The sequence below is a fragment of the Deinococcus sp. LM3 genome (genome assembly GCF_002017875.1).
Classification (GTDB): domain Bacteria; phylum Deinococcota; class Deinococci; order Deinococcales; family Deinococcaceae; genus Deinococcus.
Genome location: NZ_MUFV01000001.1, coordinates 367,875 through 388,453, shown reverse-complemented (window position 1 = coordinate 388,453; position 20,579 = coordinate 367,875). Strand labels below are relative to the sequence as shown.

Here is a 20,579-nt window from a genome sequence, read left to right as displayed (position 1 = left end):
TGACCACCTAAATTCCCGGCAGGCGTGCAGCACGGCCCCCGGCGGCGGTTGTCCAGACAGCCGCCCGGCATGTCAGCATGACCCCATGACGCTTCCCGACCCCCCACCAGACACCGACTGGCCCGCCGATCCGCAGGCCGCCCTGATGGCCGAGGGCGACCGGCTGGCCCGGCACCTGACCCAGACGCTGGGCGCCACCCTGCCCGACCAGCCGCGCCTGACCCTGCTGGGCCGCAGCCTCGCCCTGAACCTCGTGAACGCCTTCGTGCCCACCCTGGAACACGTCTCGCGCCGCGCCGGGCGGCCCCTGCACGCCACGCTGAGCCTGGACGACCGGGGCCGCCCGCTGCTGATCACCGCCACGCCGGACGGCGAGAGCGGCCCGGCCCTCAGCGCCGACGACCTGCTGCGCGACCTGCTGTTCGTGCGCGGCCACCTGCACCCAACCGTGCGCGAGCACCTGCAGGGCGGCCTGCGCGGCAGCGAACATCAGGCCACCCGCGCCCTGGTCGCCTGCCTGAACAGCCGCCCCGTCCTGGACGCCATGACCCGCACCGTGCAGACCCTGATGACCACCCACCCCTGACGGTCCCGGCAGCAGAAGCCCTGACGGCTATCCGGGAAGAAGGACGACATCAGACAGCTGGCGCCTGATGTCGTCCTTCTTCCCGGTGCTTCCCGGTGCTGTGGGCGGGTCGCTCAGCGGTGCTGCTGCCGCTCTCCGTTTTCGCTGGCGACGGGCACCGGGCCCTGCAGGTGGCGGACCAGCATGACCAGCACGACGCTGGCGTGCAGGGACAGCAGCATCAGGAGTTCCAGGGTGGGCTGCATGACGTACCCGACCGCGCCGACCAGCTGAAACAGCGTGAGAATCAGCAGGCCCTGCGCCCGGCGGTCCGGCAGGCACAGGTAGACGTAGGTGCCGCCCGCCATGCTGAACATCAGCGGCAGCAGCAATGCGTTAAGCATTTCTTGATCCATACCTCATTATGTTGCGGTCATCATGACAGCGTCATGACCGCCGGCGCCGCCCGGACCTTCACAGTCGTTTCTGCGGCCGGAACTGCCTAAACAACCTGCCCCGCGCACACCCCGGTCCTCGCATCGGTCACAGGCGGTAGCGCTCCAGGCGGGCCGGGTCAATCCGGTGATCGCGGAGGCCGGTCACGTCCAGCCAGCCGTCCCGGAACTCGATGGGCGCGTTCAGCAGGTCGGCCTGCAACTTCAGCACGAAACTCAGCTCGCAGGGCTCGGTCACCTCGGCCTGGGTGGACAGCAGCGCCGCGTGCAGGGTGCCCAGGCCCGTGCTGGCCTGCGATCCCACCATGCCGCGCTTGCCGTGGGCGGCGGCCGCGCGCAGCATGTTCAGGCCGTCGGTGAAGCCGTTGCGGGCGGTCTTCACGTTCAGCACGTCGAAGGTATCGAAATCCAGTTCGCGGTCCAGGTCGGCCGGCGTGAAGCACGAATCGTCCGCCACGACCGGGAGCCGCCCCTGCGCGTGCAGGGCCGCGCGGGCGCGCAGGTTGCGGGCCGGGAGGGGTTCTTCCACGTACATCAGGCCCGCCTCGCGCATGGCGTCCAGCGCCGCCGGGGCCGACTCGGGCGTCAGGGTCTCGTTGCTGTCGGCGTACAGCAGCACCTCGTTGCCGAACTCCTCGCGTAGCGCCCGGATCACGCGCAGGTCGCGTTCGTGTTCGCGGCCCACCTTCACCTTCAGGCAGCGCACCCCGGCCTCCACGACCCGCCGCGCCTCGGTCAGCATCTCGTCCGGCGCGGCGATGCCCAGGATGAAACTCACGCGCACGCGGGTGTTCGGCCCGAGCAGCGTGTCGAACAGCGTGCCGCCACGGGCGCGGGCGCGGGCGTCGTGCAGGGCCATGTCCAGCGCGCCGCGCGCCGTGTGGTTGTTCGTCACGCTGCCACGCACGCGCTCCAGCGCCGCCGTGTCCGTGATCTCCAGGCCGCGCAGGCCCGCTTCCAGGTGCGCCAGGATGCCCAGCACGCTCGCGGTCGTCTCGCCGTAGATGGTGGGGCGCGGCGTCGCCTCGGCCAGACCCACCGTGCCGTCCGAGAGGATCACGCGCACCAGCACGTGCTCGGCGGCATTCAGGGCCGAGTGCGCGCCCCACGCCAGCGCCGAGGTCAGCGGCAGCCGGAAGGGAACGCCCTCGACCCGCGCGACGGTGGGGGCGTTCACGCCGCCCCTCCGGCCCAGGCGCGCACGGCCGCCGCCACGCCCGCCGGGTCCAGCGCCACGGTATCCAGCACCAGCGCCCGCGCGGGCGGCAGCGTCCGCAGGAACGCCTCGGCGGCCGCCGGGTCGTAGTTACGCCGCTCGGACACCACGATCCGCACCTTCGCCAGCACGTCGCCCGGCGCGAAGCCCTGGGCGGGCAACCCGGCCAGATCATCCAGTTCCGCCGGGGTGAACACGGCCTCCACATCCGCCAGCGCGGCCAGCTCCGCCCGCAGCGTTCCGCCGCTTTCGGCCGCCACCTGATCGAAGCTGTCCGCGCGGCCCAGCAGCCGCCGCACCCGCACCCCGTCCGGCGCGCCGAGCGCCACGAAGCGCCACGCCGGGAACGAATCGGCCGCGAAGCGCACCTCGTCCAGGCCGCGCAGTCCGTCGAACACCGGAGCCTCGCCCCAGTGCCGCACGTCGGCCACCAGCGACCCCAGCGCCTGCGCCATCCCGCCCGGCTGCTCCTGGCGGTAACGGGCGGTCAGCCGGAACCGTTCCTCGCGGTCCCGTACGGGCGCGCCGCCCGTGGCAGGCAGGATCATCACGGCGTCCGTCACCTCGCGCCGGTCCGGCAGGACCCGCATGGCCGGGTCCGCGCCGGTCAGGGCCGCCAGGGCCGTACTTTTTCCCACGCCGGTCACGCCGACCAGCACGGTCAGGGGCAGGTCGGACAGCCGCCGCTCGGGCGGGGCGAGGGGCGCGGCGTCGGCACGCAGGAACGGCAGGGACGGACCAGAGAGACTCACGGTTCCGAGCCTAGCCCCTGCGCCGCGTAAAGAGGGGACCAAGGTTCAGTCAAGTTGTCATGGTCGGCGCCGCACGAGAACGGCCCGGCCGCTCCATACACTCGGGAGTGGAGGCATCATGACCCGACTCAAAGGCAATTCCGGTGGCAACGGAGGCAAACTCCTGATCCTGCTGCTCGTGCTGATCGCACTGTTCCTGCTGCTGTACTTCCTGTACCTCAAGCCCCAGGGCCTGCTGGACCTCGGCTTCATCTGAACCCCAACGTGACCTTCCCCGCACTTCCCGGAGTCCCCCATGATCAAAGCTAAGGAAATCCTCGGCCGTCCCGTCATCGCCATCAGCACCGGCGAGAAGATCGAAACCGTTCACGACGTCATCTTCGACCATCAGGCCAATCAGGTGCTGGGTCTGCTGGTCGACGAGGGGGGCTGGTTCAGCGCCGCCAAGGCCGTGCCCTTCGTGCAGGTCCGCTCCATCGGCGAGGACGCCATCATGGTCGCCGACCCCGACGCCGTCACCACCACCCGCGAGGACGGCCGCCTGAAAGAGGCGCTGGACAGCAAGAGCAGCCTGATCGGCCTGACGCTGCTGACCACCGACGGGCAGAACCTGGGCCGCATCGCCGACGTGTTCTTCGACGAGCACACCGGCCGCGTGGAAGGGTACGAGGCCACCGGCGGCCTGTTCGCCGACCTCAGCAGCGGCCGCACCTTCGTGCCGGTCCCCGAGAGCGTGCAGATCGGCGCGGACACCGCCATCGTGCCGGTCGAGGTCGCCAGCGCCATGCAGGAACAGGACGACGGTGGGCTGCGCGGGGCGCTCCAGAGCGCCGGTCAGGCCGTTGCCGGGGCGTACACCGGCGCGGCCGACAGCGTGAAGGACGCCTACGAGAATATCGCCGAGGCCACCCGCGAACGCCAGAAGGAGTACGTGGTCGGCAAGACCGCCGGGGGCGACATCACCGCCGGGGACGGCCGCGTGATCGTCTCCAAGGGCGAAACCATCACCGCCGCACAGGCCGACGAGGCCGAAACCGCCGGGAAACTCGCCGCGCTCGCCACCGCCGCCACCGGCGGAGTGATCGCCGACGCCTACGGCAGCGCCCGTGACCGCGTGCAGGACACCTACGCCGACGTGAAGGACGCCACCGCCGAACGTCAGAAAGCCTACGTGACCGGCAAGATCGCCAGCAGCGACATCAGCACCGACACGGGCGAGGTGATCGTCGCCTTCGGGGACACCATCACCGCCGAACACGCCGCGCGCGCCGAACAGACCGGCCGCCTCGGTGCCCTGACGGCCGCCGCGACCGCCGGAGCCATCAGCGAGGCCTACGGCAGCGCCCGCGACCGCGTGCAGGAATCCTACGCCGACGTGCAGGACGCCACCGCCGAACGCCAGAAAGCCTACGTGACCGGCAAGACCGCCAGCCGCGAGATCGCCACCGACGCCGGTGAGGTCATCGTGCCGGCCGGCGCGACCATCACCTCCTTCCAGGCGGACCGCGCCGAGCAGACCGGCCGACTGGCCGCCCTGACCGCCGCCGCGACCGGCGGGGCCATCGGGAGCGGCGTGCAGGGTCTGCGGGAACGCGCCGCCCTGGACCCGAACACCCTGGAAGCTGCGGTGGGACGCCGTGCCCGCAGCGACGTGCGCGCCCCTGGTGGGAGCCTCGTGGCGGCGCAGGGGCAGATCGTCACGCCCGCCATCGCGGACCGCGCCCGGCACCTGGGCGTGCAGCAGGCCCTGATCGACGCCACCACCGGCGGCGCGTCCGGCCCGGCTGCCGGAACCGCCGTCGCGGGCGGACTGGCCAGCGTCGGCGAGGGCGCCGGGAACCTGATCGACCGCGCCAGGGCGTGGCTGGGCGACAAGCGCGAGCAGGCCAGTGAGGTCATCGACCAGCGCCAGCAGGAAGCCGAGGAGCAGAAGGTCCGCGACGCCCTGGGCCGCCCCGTGACCCGCGTGATCCTCGCGCCCGACGACTCGATCATCCTGAACATCGGCGAGATCGTCACCAACCGCGCCGTGCAGGCCGCCCGCGACGGGAACGTGCTGGACATCCTGGTCAGCAGCGTCAGCCGGGACATGCCGCACATCGACCCGCTGGCCAGCCGCCCCGACGCGACCGGCGAGGCCGCGCTGCCCGAACAGGACGCCCCGGACAGCCAGCCCCCCCGCTAGGCACCAGAGGAATAGGCAGGGAGCCGCGCGCCGTGATGGGTGCGCGGCTCCCTGTGCTGTGGGGCGCCCCCTGTCTGCTTCCCCCCGATTCCTGCGCCGCGCAGGGCCTATCCTGGGCGGCATGATCGAGTCGCTCATCGGCCACACGCCCCTGGTGCAGTTGCAACGCGTCACGGAACCCGGCATGGCCGACGTGTTCGTGAAACTGGAGGGCCAGAACCCCGGCGGGAGCATCAAGGACCGCACCGCGCTGGGACTGGTCGAGGACGCCGAACGGCGCGGCCTGCTGAAACCCGGCGGGACCATCGTGGAACCCACCAGCGGCAACACCGGCATCGGGCTGGCGCAGGTGGCGGCCGCCAAGGGCTACCGGCTGATCCTGTGCATGCCCGCCCAGATGAGCGAGGAACGCAAGCGCACGCTCGCGGCGTACGGCGCGGAACTCGTCCTGACCGACCCCGAGCGGCGCATGCTGGCCGCCATCGAGGAGGCCGAGGCCATCGCCGAGCGCACCGGCGCGGTCATGATGGGCCAGTTCACCAACCCCGCCAACCCCGCCGTGCACGAGGCCACGACCGGCCCGGAACTGTGGGAGCAGATGGAGGGCCGCATCGACGCGTTCGTGTACGGCAGCGGCACCGGCGGCACCATCAGTGGCGTCGGTCGTTACCTCAAGCGCATGAATCCGGCGGTGCAGATCATCGCCTGCGAACCCGCCCGCAGCAACGTCCTGAGCGGCGGCGAACGCGGCGAGCATGGCTTCCAGGGCATGGGGCCCGGTTTCGTACCTGCCAACCTGGACCGCAGCGTCATCGACGACGTGATCGCGGTGTGGGAGGAGGACGCCTACCCGCTGGCCCGTCGCCTGGCACGCGAGGAAGGCATCTTCGTGGGCATGAGCAGCGGCGCGATGGCCTGGGCCGCGCTGGACGTCGCCCGCCGCCTGGGGCCGGGAAAGCGCGTGGCGACCATCGCCTGCGACACCGGCGCCCGTTACCTGACGACCAGTCTGTTCCAGAGCGAGCAGGACACCCCGCCCGGCTACCGTCCCCGCTCACGCGAACGCACGGACAGCTGAGCGCCGCAAACTGAGGGCCGCCGACTGAACACGGGGAAACAGACGCCGGGGCGGGTGAGCGATGTGCCCACCCGCCCCGGCGCCGGTGGAGTCAGCGGCGCTGGCCGGAACCGCCGAACATGCCGATCAGGTCGTCCAGGGCGCTGCCGTCCCCGTCACTGTCCAGCGCGCGGTTCAGGGTGCCCATCAGGCCGCCGCCGGCCGGGGCCGTCTGCTGCTGCTGCCCGCCGCCCAGGACGCTGCCCAGCAGGCCGCCCAGGTCGCCGCCCGTGGAGGCCGGTGCGCGGCCGGTCTGCGCTTGAGGCTGTGCGCCGCCGCCCAGCATCCCGCCGAGCATGCCGCCCAGTCCACCGGCCGCGCCGCCACCGAGCAGGCCGCCCAGGACGCTGCCCAGGTCGGCGCCGCCACCCTGCGTTCCCTGCCCCTGCTTCTGGCGGCTCAGGTACGCCAGCACCAGCGGGGCCAGCATGCTCATGATCTGCATGGCCATCTGCGGGTCGATCCCGGCGCGTCGGCTGACGGCCTGCGCCGCCTGGGTCTGCTGCCCTCCGAACACGTGCCCCAGGATCTTCTGGCCGTCCTGCGTGTCGGGCGCCTGCCCCTGCGTGAAGGCGTCCAGGGCGCTGCCATCGTGGCGGTTCAGGGCGCCGCTCAGGGCGTCCAGGCCGCCGGGCTGCGTGGCGTTGCGGGTCAGGGCGCCCAGCAGCAGCGGCAGCGCCGCCTGCATGGCCGCCTGCGTCTGGTCCGGGCTGGCCCCGGTCTGCCGCGCGACAGTCTGCTGCGCCTGTCCCATTCCGCCGAGCATGTTGAAGATGTCCATCATGGTGTGTTCCTCCGGTTGGTGAAGTGCATTCAGCGTACCCCGCGCGCGCCCCGCCCCCGTCGGGGGTCCTTCAGGAATCCCTGACGTAGAACGCCGGTCGCTCGGCCACACGGCGTATTCCACGCCCATCCCCGCGCCTGTAGCCTGAACGCTTCCAGTTCGGCAACTGGAGGAGGGAACCTATGACCACCATGCCTGCCCCCCCCATGGGGGGCTGCCTTTCACGTCTGTCCCGGCTGGCGCTGCCCTGGGCGGTGGCGCGGCTGGGCTTCCGGCGGCAGTTCGCGTACCCGCAGGCGGCGCTGTGGGGCCTGATCACCAACGCGTTTTTCGGGCTGCTGCGCGTCGCGGTGCTGCTGGCACTCTTCGGCACCCGCCCGCAGGTGGCCGGGTACACCCCGCAGGACGCCATCACGTACACCGGCCTGACCCAGGCGTTCATCATGGCCTTCAGCCTGTTCGGCTGGTTCGACTTCATGCGCGCCGTCCACCGGGGCGAGGTCACGTCCGACCTGCTGCGCCCCGCCAGCCTGCTGGGCTTCTGGGCCGCGCAGGACGCCGGGCGGGCGCTGGGACAGCTGGTGCTGCGCGGCCTGCCGATGCTGCTGATCTTCCAGGTCATCTGGGGCCTGAACTGGCCGCCCGGCCCGCTGGCGTGGGCGCAGGTGATCCTGAGTGTCCTGCTGGCCTGGGCGCTGGGGTTCCTGTTCCGCTTTCTCGTGAACTGCGCGGCGTTCTGGTCGCCGGACGCCGTGGGCTTCGGGCGCTTCGCGTGGGCGCTGCTGGGTCTGGGCTGCGGGTTCCTGATGCCGCTGGCGTTCTTCCCGGAAGGTTTTCGCGCGGCGCTGGCCTGGACGCCGTTTCCGGGCATGCTGAACACCACCCTGGAACTCTGGGTGGGCGTCACCACGGGTGGCGCGGCGTGGGCGGCACTGGGCGCGCAACTGGGCTGGACGTTGGCGCTGCTGCTGACCTGCCAGTTCACGCTGCGCGCGGGCCTGCGGCGGCTGGAGGTCGCCGGTGGCTGACCTGAAATGGCACCTGAGCCTGTACGCGCGGCTGCTGGGCGCGCAGATCCGCTCGCAGGGCGCGCACCGCACCTCGTTCCTGCTGGACGCGCTGGGCAGCCTGCTGATCACCGCCGCCGAGTTCGCCGCCCTGGCGCTGGTTCTGCCGCGCTTCGGCGGGCTGGGCGGCTGGAGCTTCGCGGAGATCTGCCTGCTGTACGGCCTCGCGGAACTCGCGTTCGTCCTGATGGACATCCTGTTCGGGGGTTTCGACGCGCCCAACCTGTCCGCGCACGTCCGCAGCGGTTCGTTCAGCACCTTCCTGCTGCGTCCCGCCCCGCTGACGTTGCAGGTGTTCGCGTCGGACTTCGCGCTGCGCCGCCTTCCGCGCGTGCTGCTCGCCGCCGCCATTGTCGGGTACGGCCTCATGCACGCGCCGCTGGCCGCCAGCCCGGAAACGGCCGCGCTGCTGCTCGCCTCGGTGCTGGGCATGATCTGCTTCTTCGGCGGGCTGTTCGTCATCGGCGGCACCCTGACGTTCTGGACGGTGGACAGCGTCGAGGCCATGAACGTCCTCACCTACGGCGGCCGCACCCTGATCAGCTACCCCATGGACATCTACGGCGCGTGGCTGCGCCGCATCTTCACGTACCTGATTCCCGCCGCGTTCCTGTCGTACCTGCCCGCCCTGCACCTGCTTGGCCGCCCCCTGCCCGACGGTCTGCCCGAGGGGGCCGCGCTGCTCGGGCCGCTGGCTGGGCCGCTCGTGCTGGCCGGGGCCTTCGCGTTCTGGCGCGTCGGCGTGCGGCACTACCAGGGCACCGGGACATGAAACCGCTCGCCATAGACCCGAAAGGAGGCACCCCATGATTCACGTCGAGCACCTGCACAAGACCTTCACCACCCGCACCGGCCGCTTCCTGAGCGCGGGGCGGCGCACGCACGAGGCCGTCCGGGACGTGTCCTTCCACATTCCGCGCGGCGAGATCGTCGGGTACCTCGGGCCGAACGGGGCGGGCAAGAGCACCACCGTCAAGATCCTCACCGGCCTGCTCGTGCCCGACAGCGGCGTGGTCACGGTGGGCGGCCTGACGCCCTGGCAGGACCGCCGCCGCCACGTCGCGCGGCTGGGGGCGGTGTTCGGGCAGCGCACCACCCTCTGGTGGGACCTGCCGGTCATCGAGAGCCTGCGCCTGCTGCGGCACGTGTACCGCATTCCGCACGCCCGCTGGCAGGAGAACCTGGACACCTTCACGGACCTGCTGGACCTCGGGCCGTTCCTGCACACCCCCGCCCGCGCCCTGTCGCTGGGCCAGCGGATGCGCGCCGACCTGGCCGCCGCGCTGCTGCACGACCCGGAGCTGCTGTTCCTGGACGAACCCACCGTCGGCCTGGACGTGGTCGCCAAGGAACGCCTGCGTGAATTCATCGCGCATGTGGGCCGCGAGCGCGGCGTCACGGTGCTGCTCACCACCCACGACCTGGGCGACGTGCAGCGCCTCGCCGGGCGGGTGCTGATCATCGACCACGGGCAACTGCTGTTCGACGGCCAGCTGGCGCACCTGCAGGCGCGGTACGGCTCGCACCGCGAACTGCACGTGGAGTTCAGTGAACCCGTCCCGGACGCCAGCGTGCCGGGCCTGACCCTCCTGAGCAGCGACGCGGGCCGCGCCACCTACGCCTTCACGGGCGCCGCTGCGGACCCCATCGCCCGCGTCACCGCGCACGCTCCCGTCCGCGACCTGACCGTGCGCGAACCGGACATCGAGGCCACCATCCGCCGCATCTACGAGGGCGACCTGCTGCGCGCCGGGGTACGGTAGAGGCGTGACCGACGCCGACCACTCCGGCCCGCCCCCCAGCGTCAGCACCGGCACGCTGTTCCTGGTGGTCCTGACCTTCGCGGTGGCCGCCAACACCCTGTCCCTGATCCTCATCCCGGAGGACCGCGCCCTGCGGCTGGTACTCGCGGCGCTGCCGGTCGCCGGGCTGATCTGGAGTGCCGCCACCGTCTGGCGCACGCGAGCGGTCCCCGGCACATGGCCGGCGGGGCCGATCATGCTGACCCTGTGGACCGTGCTGGTGTCGCACACGACGCTGCAACTGCTCCTGGGACGGCCGGTCGCCACCTCCCAGTGGATAGGACTCGCACTGAACACGGTCGTCTGCGGGCTGCCGCCGCTGCTGTCGCGCCGCCGCTGACCCTTCTCATGGGGGCCTTACCTAGGCTGCGGGCGTGGAAGGCCTGACCCTGGACATGCTGCTGGGCGCACTGCTCATCTTCGCCCTGAGAATCGTGGACGTCTCGCTGGGCACGCTGCGTATCGGGATGCTGGTGCGCGGTAAACGCCGACTGGCGGGCGTGCTGAGTTTCTTCGAATCGCTGATCTGGCTGGTCGCGGCCGCGCAGGTGCTGGGCAAACTCGAGAGCCCCATCCAGTTTGTCGCGTACGCCGGCGGGTACGCCACCGGCACCATGCTCGGCGCGAACATCGAACGCTGGCTGGCGGTCGGGAAGGTCGTGCTGCGCGTCATCGTGCCCGTCAGCGCCCCGGACGTGCAGGACGCGCTGCGGCAGGCCGGATTCTTCGTGACCACCGTGAACGCCAGCGGCCGCGACGGCGAGGTCCGCGTGATGTTCAGCGTCATCGCCCGCAAGAAACTCCGCGCCGCGCTGCGCGTCATCGAGGGCACCTACCCCAAGGCGTTCATCACGGTCGAGGAAGTCACCACCGCGCAGCTTCAGGAGGTCGCCACCCGCGAGGACCGCCTGTCACGGCGCTTCCGGATGATCCGGAAATAGGCAGTGGGCAGCGGCCTGCCGGCACTGGACAGAAAGTGGGGCCGCCTCCGGTGGATGGAAGCGGCCCCGCCTGATCGTTCCCGGCTCAGTGGTTGGGTGGGGTTACCGGGTCGGTGGGGGAGGGGGCCGCGCTGGCGGGGCGGGGCGTGCGGTTCTCGCTCTGCAGGGCGCGCATCAGCGAGACGCACATGCCCAGCATGATCACGCTGAACGGCAGGGCCGCCACGATACTGGCGTTCTGCAGCCCGCTCAGGCCGCCGCTGAGCAGCAGCGCCACCGCGATCAGGCTCTGCAACACACCCCAGCCGAGCTTCACGCGGCCGCTGGGGTTCTCGCTGCCCTCGCTGGACAGGCTGCCCAGCACGTACGTGGCCGAGTCGGCGCTGGTAATGAAGAACGACGCGATCAGCAGGGTCGCCAGGACGACCAGCACGCCGCTCAGCGGGAAGTGCCCCAGCAGCGCGAACAGCGCGGTAGACACGTCTGCTTTCGTGGCGGCCATGACGGCGCCGTCACCGGCGAGGGATTTCTGCAGGGCGCTGCCACCGAACACGCTGAACCACGCGAAACTGACCAGACTGGGCACCAGCAGCACGCCGGTCACGAACTCCTTGATGGTCCGCCCGCGCGAGATGCGCGCGATGAACAGGCCCACGAACGGAGCCCAGGCGATCCACCACGCCCAGTAGAACAGCGTCCAGCCGCCCACCCAGGTGTTCCCGCTGAACGGGGTCAGGCGGGTACTCATGTTCACGAGGTCCTGCGCGTACCCGCCGACACTGGTGGTGAAGGTCTCCAGCAGGAAGCGCGTGGGGCCCAGCACGAACACGGCCAGCATCAGTAGCGCGGCCAGGACCATGTTGGTGTTCGAGAGAATCTGAATGCCCCGCGTCAGCCCGGTCGAGGCGCTGATCAGGTACAGGACCGTGACCACCCCGATGATCGTCAGTTGCGTGGGCACACCCACGCTGAGGCCGAAGGCGCTGTTCAGGCCACTGTTGATCTGCACCGCCCCGAAACCCAGCGAGGCGGCCACGCCGAACACGGTCGCGATGATCGCCAGCACGTCGATCAGTTTCCCGATCGGACCCTCGACCCGGTCGCCCAGCAGCGGCCGGAAGGTGCGGCTGATCAGGGCCTTCTCGCCGCGCCGGAACGAGAAGTAGGCGATGCTCAGGGCGACCACGCTGTAGATCGCCCAGGGGTGCAGGCCCCAGTGGAAGAACGAGTACTTCAGGGCCGTGCGGGCCGCGTCGGCCGTCTGCGCTTCCACGTTGCCGGGTGGGGTCAGGTAGTGCGAGACGGGTTCGGCCACGCCCCAGAACACCAGCCCGATGCCCATGCCGGCACTGAACAGCATGGCGAACCACGAGGAGCGGCTGAACTCGGGTTCCGCGTCGTCCCGGCCCAGCTTCACGCTCCCGTGACGGCTGAACGCCAGGTACACGCAGAAGATCAGGAAGGCCAGCACGGCCAGCAGGTAGTACCAGCCGAAACTCTCGGTGGTGAAGGTCATGGCGGCCGTGGCGGCGGCGCCGAATCCGTCGGGATTCAGCAGGCCCCACAGCACGCAGACGGCGATGATCGCCATGGAAAGGGACAGAACCACGGAATGAACCTCCAGGGTCAGGGTCGCGGCAGTCGGGACGTCCGGGAGTCGGGTGGGCACTGCGGGGCAGTGTGTCCGGGCGCCGCCGCGCGACGGGAAAGGCAACGGTCCGTCTGGCTTGCCCGGTGACCCTGCCGGGCCGTGGACCGGTCCGGTGTGGTTTCGTGGCGTGCCGCGCGGAGAGGCGGATGGACCCCCCTGGCTGACCGGTGGTCACGGGGGCGGCCCGTCACCTTACCCACGCCTCATGAGGGTCATGAGGCGGTTCCCTGAAGGCCGACCTGACTGACCGCGCGGTAGGCTCGGGGCATGACCGCCCCCCTGCCGCCCGCCCATTTCAACGGGAATCCCGTGCAGATCGCCCGGAACCTGCTGGGCGGCACCCTGATCCGCCACCTGCCCGACCATGAGGGCACGGTGGGAATCAGCCTCATGGGCACCATCGTGGAACTCGAAGCCTACGACTGCCCCCGCGACCCCGCCTGCACCGCCGGACGTTTCCACGCCGCCCGCAGCGCCGACATGGCCGTGCGGCCCGGCCAGTGGCTGTTCTGGACCGCGCACGGCCATCCGCTGCTTCAGGTCGCCTGCCGCGAACAGGGCGTGGCCGCCAGCGTCCTGATCCGCGCCCTGCAACCCACCCACGGCCTGGCTCAGATGCTGAACTTCCGGCCCGTCACCCGCGAACGGGACCTGACGAACGGCCCCGCCAAACTGGTCTACGCCCTGGGCCTGGACCCCGCGCAGATCACCGGGCGGCCCGTGAACGCCCCGGAACTGCACCTGCTGCCACCCCCCGCCCCCCTGCCGGACGAGCAGGTGGAGGTCACGGCCCGCATCGGTATCCGCGAGGGTCGCAACCTCCCGTGGCGCTTCACCATTCGCGGCAACCCCTGGGTGTCGCCCGCCACGCCCAGCATGGACCTGAGCGTCAGCTCCGGGGAGTAGGGGCAGGGCCACCCAGCAGCGCCGCCACGCCCTGCACCGCCGTCAGGCGACCCTCCGCCACTTCCGCGCGCAGCCCCTGCAGCCGCGCCGGGTCGAGGCCCGTCTGGAACGCCCGCCACGCCGCCTCGCGCAGCAGCTCGTCAAACCACTGCGCCGCCTGCCCCTGGCGTTTCACGCGCAGATCGACCGCCTCGCGGTAGGCCTCCACGGCGTCCCACACCCCGTCCAGGCCCTCACCCGTCAGCGCGGACGCCCGCAGCGCCACCGGCCGCCACGGCGCGTCGTGCGGCGTGAGCAGCGTCAACGCCGTCCGTAACTCCGTCTGGGCGCGCACCGCCGCCTGCGGGTTCGTGTCGGCCTTGTTCACCACGCACACGTCCGCGAGTTCCATGATCCCGCGCTTGATACCCTGCAACTCATCCCCCGCGTTCGGGAGGGTCAGCAGCACGAACAGGTCGGTCATGGCCGCCACCTGCGTTTCACTCTGACCCACACCCACCGTCTCGACCAGGATCACGTCGTACCCGGCCGCCTCGCACAGCGTGACCGCCTCCCGCGTGCGGCGCGCCACGCCGCCCAGCGTGCCCCCGCTCGGGCTGGGGCGGATGAAGGCATTCGGATGCACCGTCAGCCGGGGCATGCGGGTCTTGTCGCCCATGATGCTCCCGCCCGTGCGGGCGCTGCTGGGGTCCACCGCCAGCACCGCCACCCGGTGCCCCGCGTCGGCCAGTCGAACGCCCAGCGCCTCGATGAACGTGCTCTTGCCCACGCCCGGCACGCCCGTCAGGCCGATCCGTACCGACCGCCCCGCACGCGGCAGCACCTCCGAGAGGAGTGCCTGCGCCTGTGCCTCATGCTCGGGCCGCGTGGACTCGGACAGCGTGATCGCCTTCGCCAGCGCCCGCCGGTTCCCCGACAGGAGCGGCAGGGTCAGGGGATGCGGAGCGGCGGGCACGTGAACCTCTCTATCAGCTCGGCGGGACGCAGTTCCCGCTCCAGGGTCGGCCAGGGGATGCGGTCCTGGGGCTGCACGTCGCCCCACTCGCGGGTCTGCACGACCTGCCCGTCGGGGCCGATCAGCAGCTCTATCCGCGCGGCCACCGTGTCCTGACCAGACACGCGGCGCAGCGCCCAGCTGTACGCGCGGGGGCGGCCCGCGTCGTCCCAGTCGATGCGCTGCTCGGTCCGGTCCGGGTTCCAGCCGGACGCGGCGCGCAGCACCAGTCGCCGCACCGTGCCGCGCGTGTCCGTCCAGGTCTGCACGTCGAAGAACGCGTCCATGATGCAGGGCATGGACGAGCCCTGGAACGCCCGCCACCCGCCCAGCGCCGCGTCGTTCCCGGTCACGACCGCCCGCGCGGACGCGGCAGGGGAAAGGGTGACCGGGCCGCCCGTCCCGCCCGCCAGGGCCGCCCCACCCGACAGCGGCGCGGTCAGGCACAGCGCCAGCAGCGTCTGTTTCAGCATTTCACTCCTTTCGGCACCGCGCGCAGGTACGACCCCAGCGGCGTCGTCACGTCCCGCGCCCGGAAGCCCGTCTCCTTCACCAGTCGCCCCTGCGCGTCGAACGCGCCGCGCACGTCCAGCAGGCGACCCGAGAAGCCACTCCAGTTCACGCTGAGCCCCGTCAGACGCCCGGCGCGGTCGTAACTCTGCCGCACCCACAACCGGTTGTCCGGCACCAGCCGCATGTATGTCAGGCTCCGCACCCGGCCCGAGCGGTCCAGCAGGTACGTCGTGTCGCCCCGCTCGCACACCCGCAGTCCGCCCACCTGCGCGGGCGGCCCCGCCGGCGGCGCGGGCAGGGTTGTACCTACCGCACCCGCCATGCCCAGCACGGCACACGCCACCACAGCCCTCAGTCGCTTCAGCATGCGGGCAGGTACGCGGGGGAGGCGGCAGAGGTTGCACTCATGCCAGTTCGCGTTCCCGCAGCAGTCTCAGTACCTCGCGGGCGCTGCTGAGGATGGGCGTGCCGGGGCCGAAGATGCCGGCCGCGCCCGCCTCGCGCAGCGCGGGGTAGTCCTGCTGCGGGATCACGCCGCCCACGACGACCAGGATGTCACCGGCGCCCTGTTCGCGCAGCGCGGCGATCAGCTGCGGGACCAGGGTCTTGTGTCCGGCGGCCTGACTGCTCACGCCGACCACGTGCACGTCGTTCTCGACGGCCTGCCGCGCGGCCTCCTCGGGCGTCTGGAACAGCGGGCCGACGTCCACGTCGAAGCCCAGGTCGGCGAATCCGGTGGCGATGACCTTCGCGCCCCGGTCGTGGCCGTCCTGGCCCATCTTCACGACCAGGATGCGGGGGCGGCGGCCTTCGGCCTCGGCGAAGGCTTCGATCTCGCCTTTCAGGGCGTTGAAGCCCTCGTCGCCGTCGTACCCGGCGGCGTACACGCCGCTCAGGGTGCGGATCTCGGCGGCGTGGCGGCCCCAGACGCGTTCGAGCGCGTCGCTGATCTCGCCGACCGTGCAGCGGGCCTGCATGGCGGTGACGCTCAGGGCCAGCAGGTTGCCTGACCCGGTGCGGGCGGCGTGTTCCAGGGCGTCCAGCGCGGCCTGCACGGCGGCATTGTCGCGGCTGGCCTTCACGCGGTTCAGGCGTTCGATCTGCGAGTCGCGCACGGCGGCGTTGTCGATGTCCAGCACGTCCACCGGGGTGTCCTGCGTGGGGCGGTACTTGTTCACGCCGACGATCACGTCCTCGCCCCGGTCGATGCGGGCCTGCTTGCGCGCCGCCGATTCCTCGATCCGGAGTTTCGGCACGCCGCTCTCGATGGCCTTTGCCATGCCGCCCAGTTCCTCGACTTCCCGCATCAGTTCACGGGCTTTCTGAGCGAGGTCGTGCGTGAGGCGTTCCATCAGGTAACTGCCGCCCCAGGGGTCGATGACGTGCGGGATGCCGGTTTCCTCCTGGATGACCAGCTGCGTGTTGCGGGCGATCCGGGCGCTGAAGTCGGTGGGCAGCCCGATGGCCTCGTCGAAGGAATTGGTGTGCAGGCTCTGCGTGCCGCCGAACACGGCTGCCATCGCCTCGACGGTCGTGCGGATGACGTTGTTGTAGGGGTCCTGTTCGGTCAGGGACCAGCCGCTCGTCTGGCAGTGGGTGCGCAGGGCGCGGCTCATGGGGTTCTGCGGGCCGAACGGGGCGATCAGTTCGCTCCAGAGCAGCCGCGCGGCGCGCAGTTTGGCGACCTCGGTGTAGAAGTTCATGCCGATCCCAAAGAAGAAACTCAGGCGCGGCGCGAACTCGTCGATGTGCAGGCCCTTGCCCAGCGCGGCCTTCACGTACTCCAGCCCGTCCGCGAGGGTGTAAGCGAGTTCCAGCGCGGCGTTCGCTCCGGCCTCTTGAATGTGGTACCCGCTGATGGAAATGGAGTTGAAGCGCGGCATCTGCTGCGCCGTGAACTCGATGATGTCCGCGATGATCCGCATGCTGGGTGCCGGCGGGTAGATGTACGTGTTGCGCACCATGAACTCTTTGAGGATGTCGTTCTGGATGGTGCCCGACAGCTGATCCAGCGTGGCGCCCTGCTCCAGCCCGGCCACGATGTACCCCGCCAGGATCGGCAGGACCGCGCCGTTCATGGTCATGGACACCGACATCTCTGACAGGGGGATGCCGTCGAACAGCACCTTCATGTCCTCGACGGAGTCGATGGCGACCCCGGCCTTGCCCACATCCCCCACGACGCGCGGGTGGTCGCTGTCGTACCCGCGGTGCGTGGCGAGATCGAAGGCCACCGACAGGCCCTTCTGCCCGGCCGCAAGGTTCCGGCGGTAGAAGGCGTTGCTGGCCTCGGCGGTGCTGAAGCCCGCGTACTGGCGGATGGTCCAGGGGCGCGCGGCGTACATGGTGGCCCTGGGGCCGCGCGTGAACGGTGGCAGGCCCGGCACGGTATCGGCGTCCAGACCGTCCGTGTCGGCGCGGGTGTACAGGGCCTTCAGGGTCAGGCCCTCGGGCGTCACGCGGTTCAGGCTGTCGGGTTCCGCGCCGCGCAGGTCCTTGCGGGCCAGGGTTTTCCAGGCGTTCAGGTCGGCCGGTGGGTGGGCAGAATCGGTCATTGAGGGGGACCTCCGGCGGGTCGGGAATGGAGGGGAAGCGCCGCGCCGCACAGGGCGCGCCGGGCGTGCAACTTGATGCGTCCATCATGCCACGCGGCCAAACGTGCGTTAGGGTCGTGCGCGTGGTCCGGCGTTCCCGGCGGCGTGACAGCCGGGGCCGGACCAGGGCCGGGGCGGGGGTTGGCAGTTGCGTGCAAACCCGCCGGATTTCATTTCACGTAGAACAAAGCCCGGAGGGTCTGTTCCAGACGTAACGTGAGGAATGTTAGACTGACCGGCGTGACTGCCGAATCCGACACCCCCCGGCGCGTACTTCTCGCCCCGAGCCTCCTCGCGAGCGACTTCAGCCGCCTCGGCGAGGAACTCCAGGCCATCGCCGGCGCCGACTGGGCGCACGTTGACGTGATGGACGGCCAGTTCGTGCCGAACATCTCCTTCGGCCTCCCCATCCTCGCCGCCGCCCGCGCCGCCAGCCCCCTGTTCATGGACGTCCACCTCATGATCGACCGCCCCGAACGCTACCTGCGCGACTTCGCCGACGCCGGAGCCGACGGCCTGACCGTCCACGTCGAGAGCACCCCGCACATCCACCGCGCCGTCCAGCAGATCCGCGAACTCGGCAAGAAGGCCGGCGTGACCCTCAACCCCGGCACGCCCCTCGAAACGCTCCGCCCCCTCCTGCCCGACGTGGACCTCGTCCTGATCATGAGCGTCAACCCCGGCTTCGGCGGCCAGAAATTCATCCCGCACAGCCTCGAGCGCATCCGCACCGTCCGCCGCTGGCTGGACGAACTCGGCAGCGCCGCCGAGTTGCAGGTCGACGGCGGCGTGGGCCCCACCAACGCCCGCGCCGTCGTGAACGCCGGGGCGAGCAACCTCGTGGCGGGCAGCGCCGTCTTCGGTCCCGGCGGCGCCCAGGCCGGCCTGGAACGCCTGCGCGAGGCCCTGAAGTAACATGCGCCTCCGCGTCGATCTTCTTCCCCACGGCAACTACCCCGACGTGGTCGTCATCATGGACGTGCTGCGCGCCACCACCACCGCCGTCGCGTACCTCGAACGCGGCGCGGACGCCCTGCTCCTGACCGCCACCCCCGAAGTCGCCCTGGCCCTGCGACCCGAAGGCGAAAGCACCCCCTACCTGCTCGGCGGGGAACGCGGCGGCCTGCCCATCCCCGGCTTCGACTTCGGAAACAGCCCCGTCGAGGCCGCCGGGCAGAACTTCACCGGCAAGACGGTCGTCATGAACACCACCAACGGCACCGGCGCCGCCCACACCGCCGCGCAGAGCGGCAAGCACGTGTTCCTCGCGGCCCTCACGAACGCGCACGCCGCCGCCCGCCGCGCCCGCGCCACCGCCACCGAGGAAATCGCCATCGTGTGCGCCGGCACCGACAACCACGTCGGCCTGGAAGACGTGTACGCCGCCGGGGTCATTGCCGAGTACCTGCTCGCCATGGGTGAATTCAGCATCGACGACGGCGCCCGCATCGCCCTGACCGTGCGCCGCAACGGCGGCAACCCCCTGGAGGCGCTGGGCAGCAGCGGTCACGGCGCCCACCTGAGCCGCCTGGGCCTCAGCGAGGACGTCCGCTACGCCGCCGGCCTGAGCACCAGCACCATCGTCCCGACGCTGACCCGCGACGACAGCACCCCCGAACAGACCCTGAAATTCATTGCCGGGTGATCTGCCGGGCGGCGCCCCTGATCCCAGGGATCACTGAACGCCCGCTGACCTTCGGCGCGCCCCGCAGCGGTTAGGCTGTGGGGCGTGACTGTAATTGATTTTGCCCTGCCTGCCGTGACGCCCGTGGATTCCGTGGACTGGGCGGCGATTCCCAGTCCAGCGTTCGTACTGGACGAGTCCCGCCTGCGCCGGAATCTGGCCCTGATCTCGCATGTGCAGCGCGAGAGCGGCGCGCAGATCATCGTGGCGTTCAAGGGCTTCTCGATGTGGTCGGCGTTCCCGCTGCTGCGCGAGTACGGCATCACGGGCGCGACGGCCAGCAGCCTGAACGAGGCGCGTCTGGCGCGCGAGGAGATGCAGGGCGAGGTGCACGTGTACGCCCCGGCGTACAGCGACGCGGAGTTCCCGGCGGTGCTGGAACTGGCGGATCATCTGGTGTTCAACTCGTTCAGTCAGTGGGAGCGCTTTAAACCGCAGGTGCTGGCAGCGCGTGAGGCGGGCCGGACGGTGCATGTGGGCATCCGCGTGAACCCGGAGTACGCCGAGGTCGAGACCGACCTGTACAACCCGGCCGGGCCGTTTTCCCGTCTGGGCGTCACGCGCCGGGAGTTCCGCATGGACCTGATGGACGGCGTGGACGGCCTGCACTTCCACACGCTGTGCGAGAAGGACAGCGACACGCTGGAGCGCACGCTGGAGGTGCTGGAACGCAACTTCGGGGACGTGCTCTCGCAGGTGAAGTGGGTGAACTTCGGGGGCGGGCACCTGATGACCCGCGAGGGCTATGACATCCCGCGCCTGATCCGCGTGGTCCGCGCGTTCCGCGAGAAGTGGGGCGTGCACGTGATCCTGGAGCCCGGCAGCGCGTTCGGCTGGCAGACCGGGTGGCTGGTGAGCAGCGTGCTGGACGTGGTGCATAACGTGAAAGACGCCCTGCTGCTGGACATCAGCGTGTCGGCGCACATGCCGGACGTGCTGGAAATGCCGTACCGGCCCCGCATCCTGGGCGCAGGCGACCCGCCGGAACTCGACCATCACCGCGAGACGAGCGAGGGCGTGGGCGGCCACCCGTACCTGATCGGCGGGACGACCTGCCTCGCGGGCGACGTGGTCGGCGAGTACGTGTTCCCGCAGCCGCTGAAGATCGGGGACCGCGTGGTGTTCGACGACATGATCCACTACACCATGGTCAAGACCACCTTCTTCAACGGGGTCAAGCACCCGGACATCGGCATCCTGCACCTGGACGGCACGTACGAGTGCGTGAAGTCCTTCGGGTACGAGGAGTTCAAGGCCAAACTCAGCTGAACGCGGCGGATCGTGTGTGCGGCGCACTCCCGGGGGTGGGGGGTGCGCCGCCGTCTGCTGGGGGCTGATTGGCACCCGCCGGGG

22 protein-coding genes are annotated in these 20,579 nt (G+C 70.8%); 13 read left to right on the top strand and 9 right to left on the bottom strand.

The window, feature by feature from the left end; genetic code table 11:
• Positions 1–85: 85 nt before the first annotated feature.
• A complete protein-coding gene (locus tag BXU09_RS01760; RefSeq protein ID WP_078300189.1) occupies positions 86–586 on the top strand; it encodes a hypothetical protein in 501 nt (166 codons plus the stop codon).
• 113 nt (positions 587–699) lie between these two features.
• On the opposite strand, the gene BXU09_RS01755 is transcribed toward BXU09_RS01760, so the two are convergent.
• The 3 genes from BXU09_RS01755 to BXU09_RS01745 form a co-directional block, all read right to left on the bottom strand.
• Positions 700–969 carry a hypothetical protein gene (locus tag BXU09_RS01755; protein WP_240500930.1) on the bottom strand — a complete coding sequence of 90 codons (270 nt, stop codon included), beginning with the start codon at positions 967–969 and terminating at the stop codon, positions 700–702.
• Positions 970–1,108: 139 nt separating this feature from the next.
• Positions 1,109–2,197, bottom strand: a complete 1,089-nt coding sequence (locus tag BXU09_RS01750; protein WP_078300185.1) for an enolase C-terminal domain-like protein — start codon at positions 2,195–2,197, stop codon at positions 1,109–1,111.
• Positions 2,194–2,988, bottom strand: a complete 795-nt coding sequence (locus BXU09_RS01745; protein ID WP_078300183.1) for an ATPase — start codon at positions 2,986–2,988, stop codon at positions 2,194–2,196. Before BXU09_RS01745 ends, BXU09_RS01750 begins: the two co-directional genes overlap by 4 nt.
• A gap of 118 nt (positions 2,989–3,106) precedes the next feature.
• Here BXU09_RS01745 and BXU09_RS20825 point away from each other — a divergent pair, with 118 nt between their 5' ends.
• From BXU09_RS20825 to cysK, 3 genes are all read left to right on the top strand, one after another.
• A complete protein-coding gene (locus tag BXU09_RS20825; RefSeq protein ID WP_168174540.1) occupies positions 3,107–3,244 on the top strand; it encodes a hypothetical protein in 138 nt (45 codons plus the stop codon).
• A gap of 39 nt (positions 3,245–3,283) precedes the next feature.
• Positions 3,284–5,173: a PRC-barrel domain-containing protein gene (locus BXU09_RS01740; protein ID WP_078300182.1), complete on the top strand. Its 1,890-nt coding sequence runs from the start codon at positions 3,284–3,286 to the stop codon at positions 5,171–5,173.
• A 121-nt stretch (positions 5,174–5,294) separates the two neighbouring features.
• Positions 5,295–6,251 carry a cysteine synthase A gene (gene cysK, locus BXU09_RS01735; RefSeq protein ID WP_078300181.1) on the top strand — a complete coding sequence of 319 codons (957 nt, stop codon included), beginning with the start codon at positions 5,295–5,297 and terminating at the stop codon, positions 6,249–6,251.
• Positions 6,252–6,342: 91 nt separating this feature from the next.
• On the opposite strand, the gene BXU09_RS01730 is transcribed toward cysK, so the two are convergent.
• Complete coding sequence (locus BXU09_RS01730) at positions 6,343–7,074, bottom strand: DUF937 domain-containing protein (RefSeq protein ID WP_078300180.1); 732 nt, start codon at positions 7,072–7,074, stop codon at positions 6,343–6,345.
• Between the two features lie 182 nt (positions 7,075–7,256).
• Between BXU09_RS01730 and BXU09_RS01725 the strand changes: the two genes are divergently transcribed.
• From BXU09_RS01725 to BXU09_RS01705, 5 genes are read left to right on the top strand one after another with little or no spacing between them, the layout of a single operon-like run.
• Positions 7,257–8,102 (top strand): ABC-2 family transporter protein, encoded by an 846-nt coding sequence (locus BXU09_RS01725; RefSeq protein ID WP_240500929.1) that lies wholly within the window; start codon positions 7,257–7,259, stop codon positions 8,100–8,102.
• On the top strand, positions 8,095–8,913 hold the full coding sequence (locus BXU09_RS01720; RefSeq protein WP_240500926.1) for an ABC-2 family transporter protein: 819 nt from the start codon (positions 8,095–8,097) through the stop codon (positions 8,911–8,913). Before BXU09_RS01725 ends, BXU09_RS01720 begins: the two co-directional genes overlap by 8 nt.
• Positions 8,914–8,947: 34 nt before the next feature.
• A complete protein-coding gene (locus BXU09_RS01715) occupies positions 8,948–9,904 on the top strand; it encodes an ATP-binding cassette domain-containing protein (protein WP_078300178.1) in 957 nt (318 codons plus the stop codon).
• A gap of 4 nt (positions 9,905–9,908) precedes the next feature.
• On the top strand, positions 9,909–10,283 hold the full coding sequence (locus BXU09_RS01710) for a hypothetical protein (RefSeq protein ID WP_078300176.1): 375 nt from the start codon (positions 9,909–9,911) through the stop codon (positions 10,281–10,283).
• Between the two features lie 34 nt (positions 10,284–10,317).
• A complete protein-coding gene (locus BXU09_RS01705) occupies positions 10,318–10,884 on the top strand; it encodes a DUF5698 domain-containing protein (RefSeq protein ID WP_230271086.1) in 567 nt (188 codons plus the stop codon).
• A gap of 85 nt (positions 10,885–10,969) precedes the next feature.
• Here the strand turns inward: BXU09_RS01705 and BXU09_RS01700 are convergent, their stop codons facing one another.
• Positions 10,970–12,553, bottom strand: a complete 1,584-nt coding sequence (locus BXU09_RS01700) for a BCCT family transporter (RefSeq protein WP_240500924.1) — start codon at positions 12,551–12,553, stop codon at positions 10,970–10,972.
• Between the two features lie 249 nt (positions 12,554–12,802).
• Here BXU09_RS01700 and BXU09_RS01695 point away from each other — a divergent pair, with 249 nt between their 5' ends.
• Positions 12,803–13,441: a DNA-3-methyladenine glycosylase gene (locus BXU09_RS01695; RefSeq protein ID WP_078300172.1), complete on the top strand. Its 639-nt coding sequence runs from the start codon at positions 12,803–12,805 to the stop codon at positions 13,439–13,441.
• Here BXU09_RS01695 and meaB read toward each other — a convergent pair.
• From meaB to scpA, 4 genes are read right to left on the bottom strand one after another with little or no spacing between them, the layout of a single operon-like run.
• The gene (meaB, locus tag BXU09_RS01690; RefSeq protein WP_078300170.1) at positions 13,425–14,396 is read right to left on the bottom strand and encodes a methylmalonyl Co-A mutase-associated GTPase MeaB; all 972 of its coding nucleotides are present in this window, start codon (positions 14,394–14,396) and stop codon (positions 13,425–13,427) included. The two genes, BXU09_RS01695 and meaB, sit on opposite strands and share 17 nt — an antisense overlap.
• A complete protein-coding gene (locus BXU09_RS01685) occupies positions 14,372–14,908 on the bottom strand; it encodes a hypothetical protein (protein ID WP_078300168.1) in 537 nt (178 codons plus the stop codon). The genes meaB and BXU09_RS01685 overlap by 25 nt, the downstream gene beginning before the upstream one ends.
• On the bottom strand, positions 14,902–15,315 hold the full coding sequence (locus BXU09_RS01680) for a hypothetical protein (protein ID WP_144011929.1): 414 nt from the start codon (positions 15,313–15,315) through the stop codon (positions 14,902–14,904). The genes BXU09_RS01685 and BXU09_RS01680 overlap by 7 nt, the downstream gene beginning before the upstream one ends.
• Positions 15,316–15,352: 37 nt before the next feature.
• Positions 15,353–17,503, bottom strand: coding sequence for a methylmalonyl-CoA mutase (scpA, locus tag BXU09_RS01675; RefSeq protein WP_078300163.1), 2,151 nt, complete (start codon positions 17,501–17,503; stop codon positions 15,353–15,355).
• 279 nt (positions 17,504–17,782) lie between these two features.
• Between scpA and rpe the strand changes: the two genes are divergently transcribed.
• The 3 genes from rpe (at position 17,783) to nspC (ending at position 20,495) form a co-directional block, all read left to right on the top strand.
• Positions 17,783–18,457, top strand: coding sequence for a ribulose-phosphate 3-epimerase (rpe, locus tag BXU09_RS01670; protein ID WP_078300161.1), 675 nt, complete (start codon positions 17,783–17,785; stop codon positions 18,455–18,457).
• Position 18,458: 1 nt separating this feature from the next.
• On the top strand, positions 18,459–19,187 hold the full coding sequence (locus BXU09_RS01665; RefSeq protein WP_078300159.1) for a 2-phosphosulfolactate phosphatase: 729 nt from the start codon (positions 18,459–18,461) through the stop codon (positions 19,185–19,187).
• A gap of 84 nt (positions 19,188–19,271) precedes the next feature.
• On the top strand, positions 19,272–20,495 hold the full coding sequence (gene nspC, locus BXU09_RS01660) for a carboxynorspermidine decarboxylase (RefSeq protein WP_078300157.1): 1,224 nt from the start codon (positions 19,272–19,274) through the stop codon (positions 20,493–20,495).
• Positions 20,496–20,579: the final 84 nt, after the last annotated feature.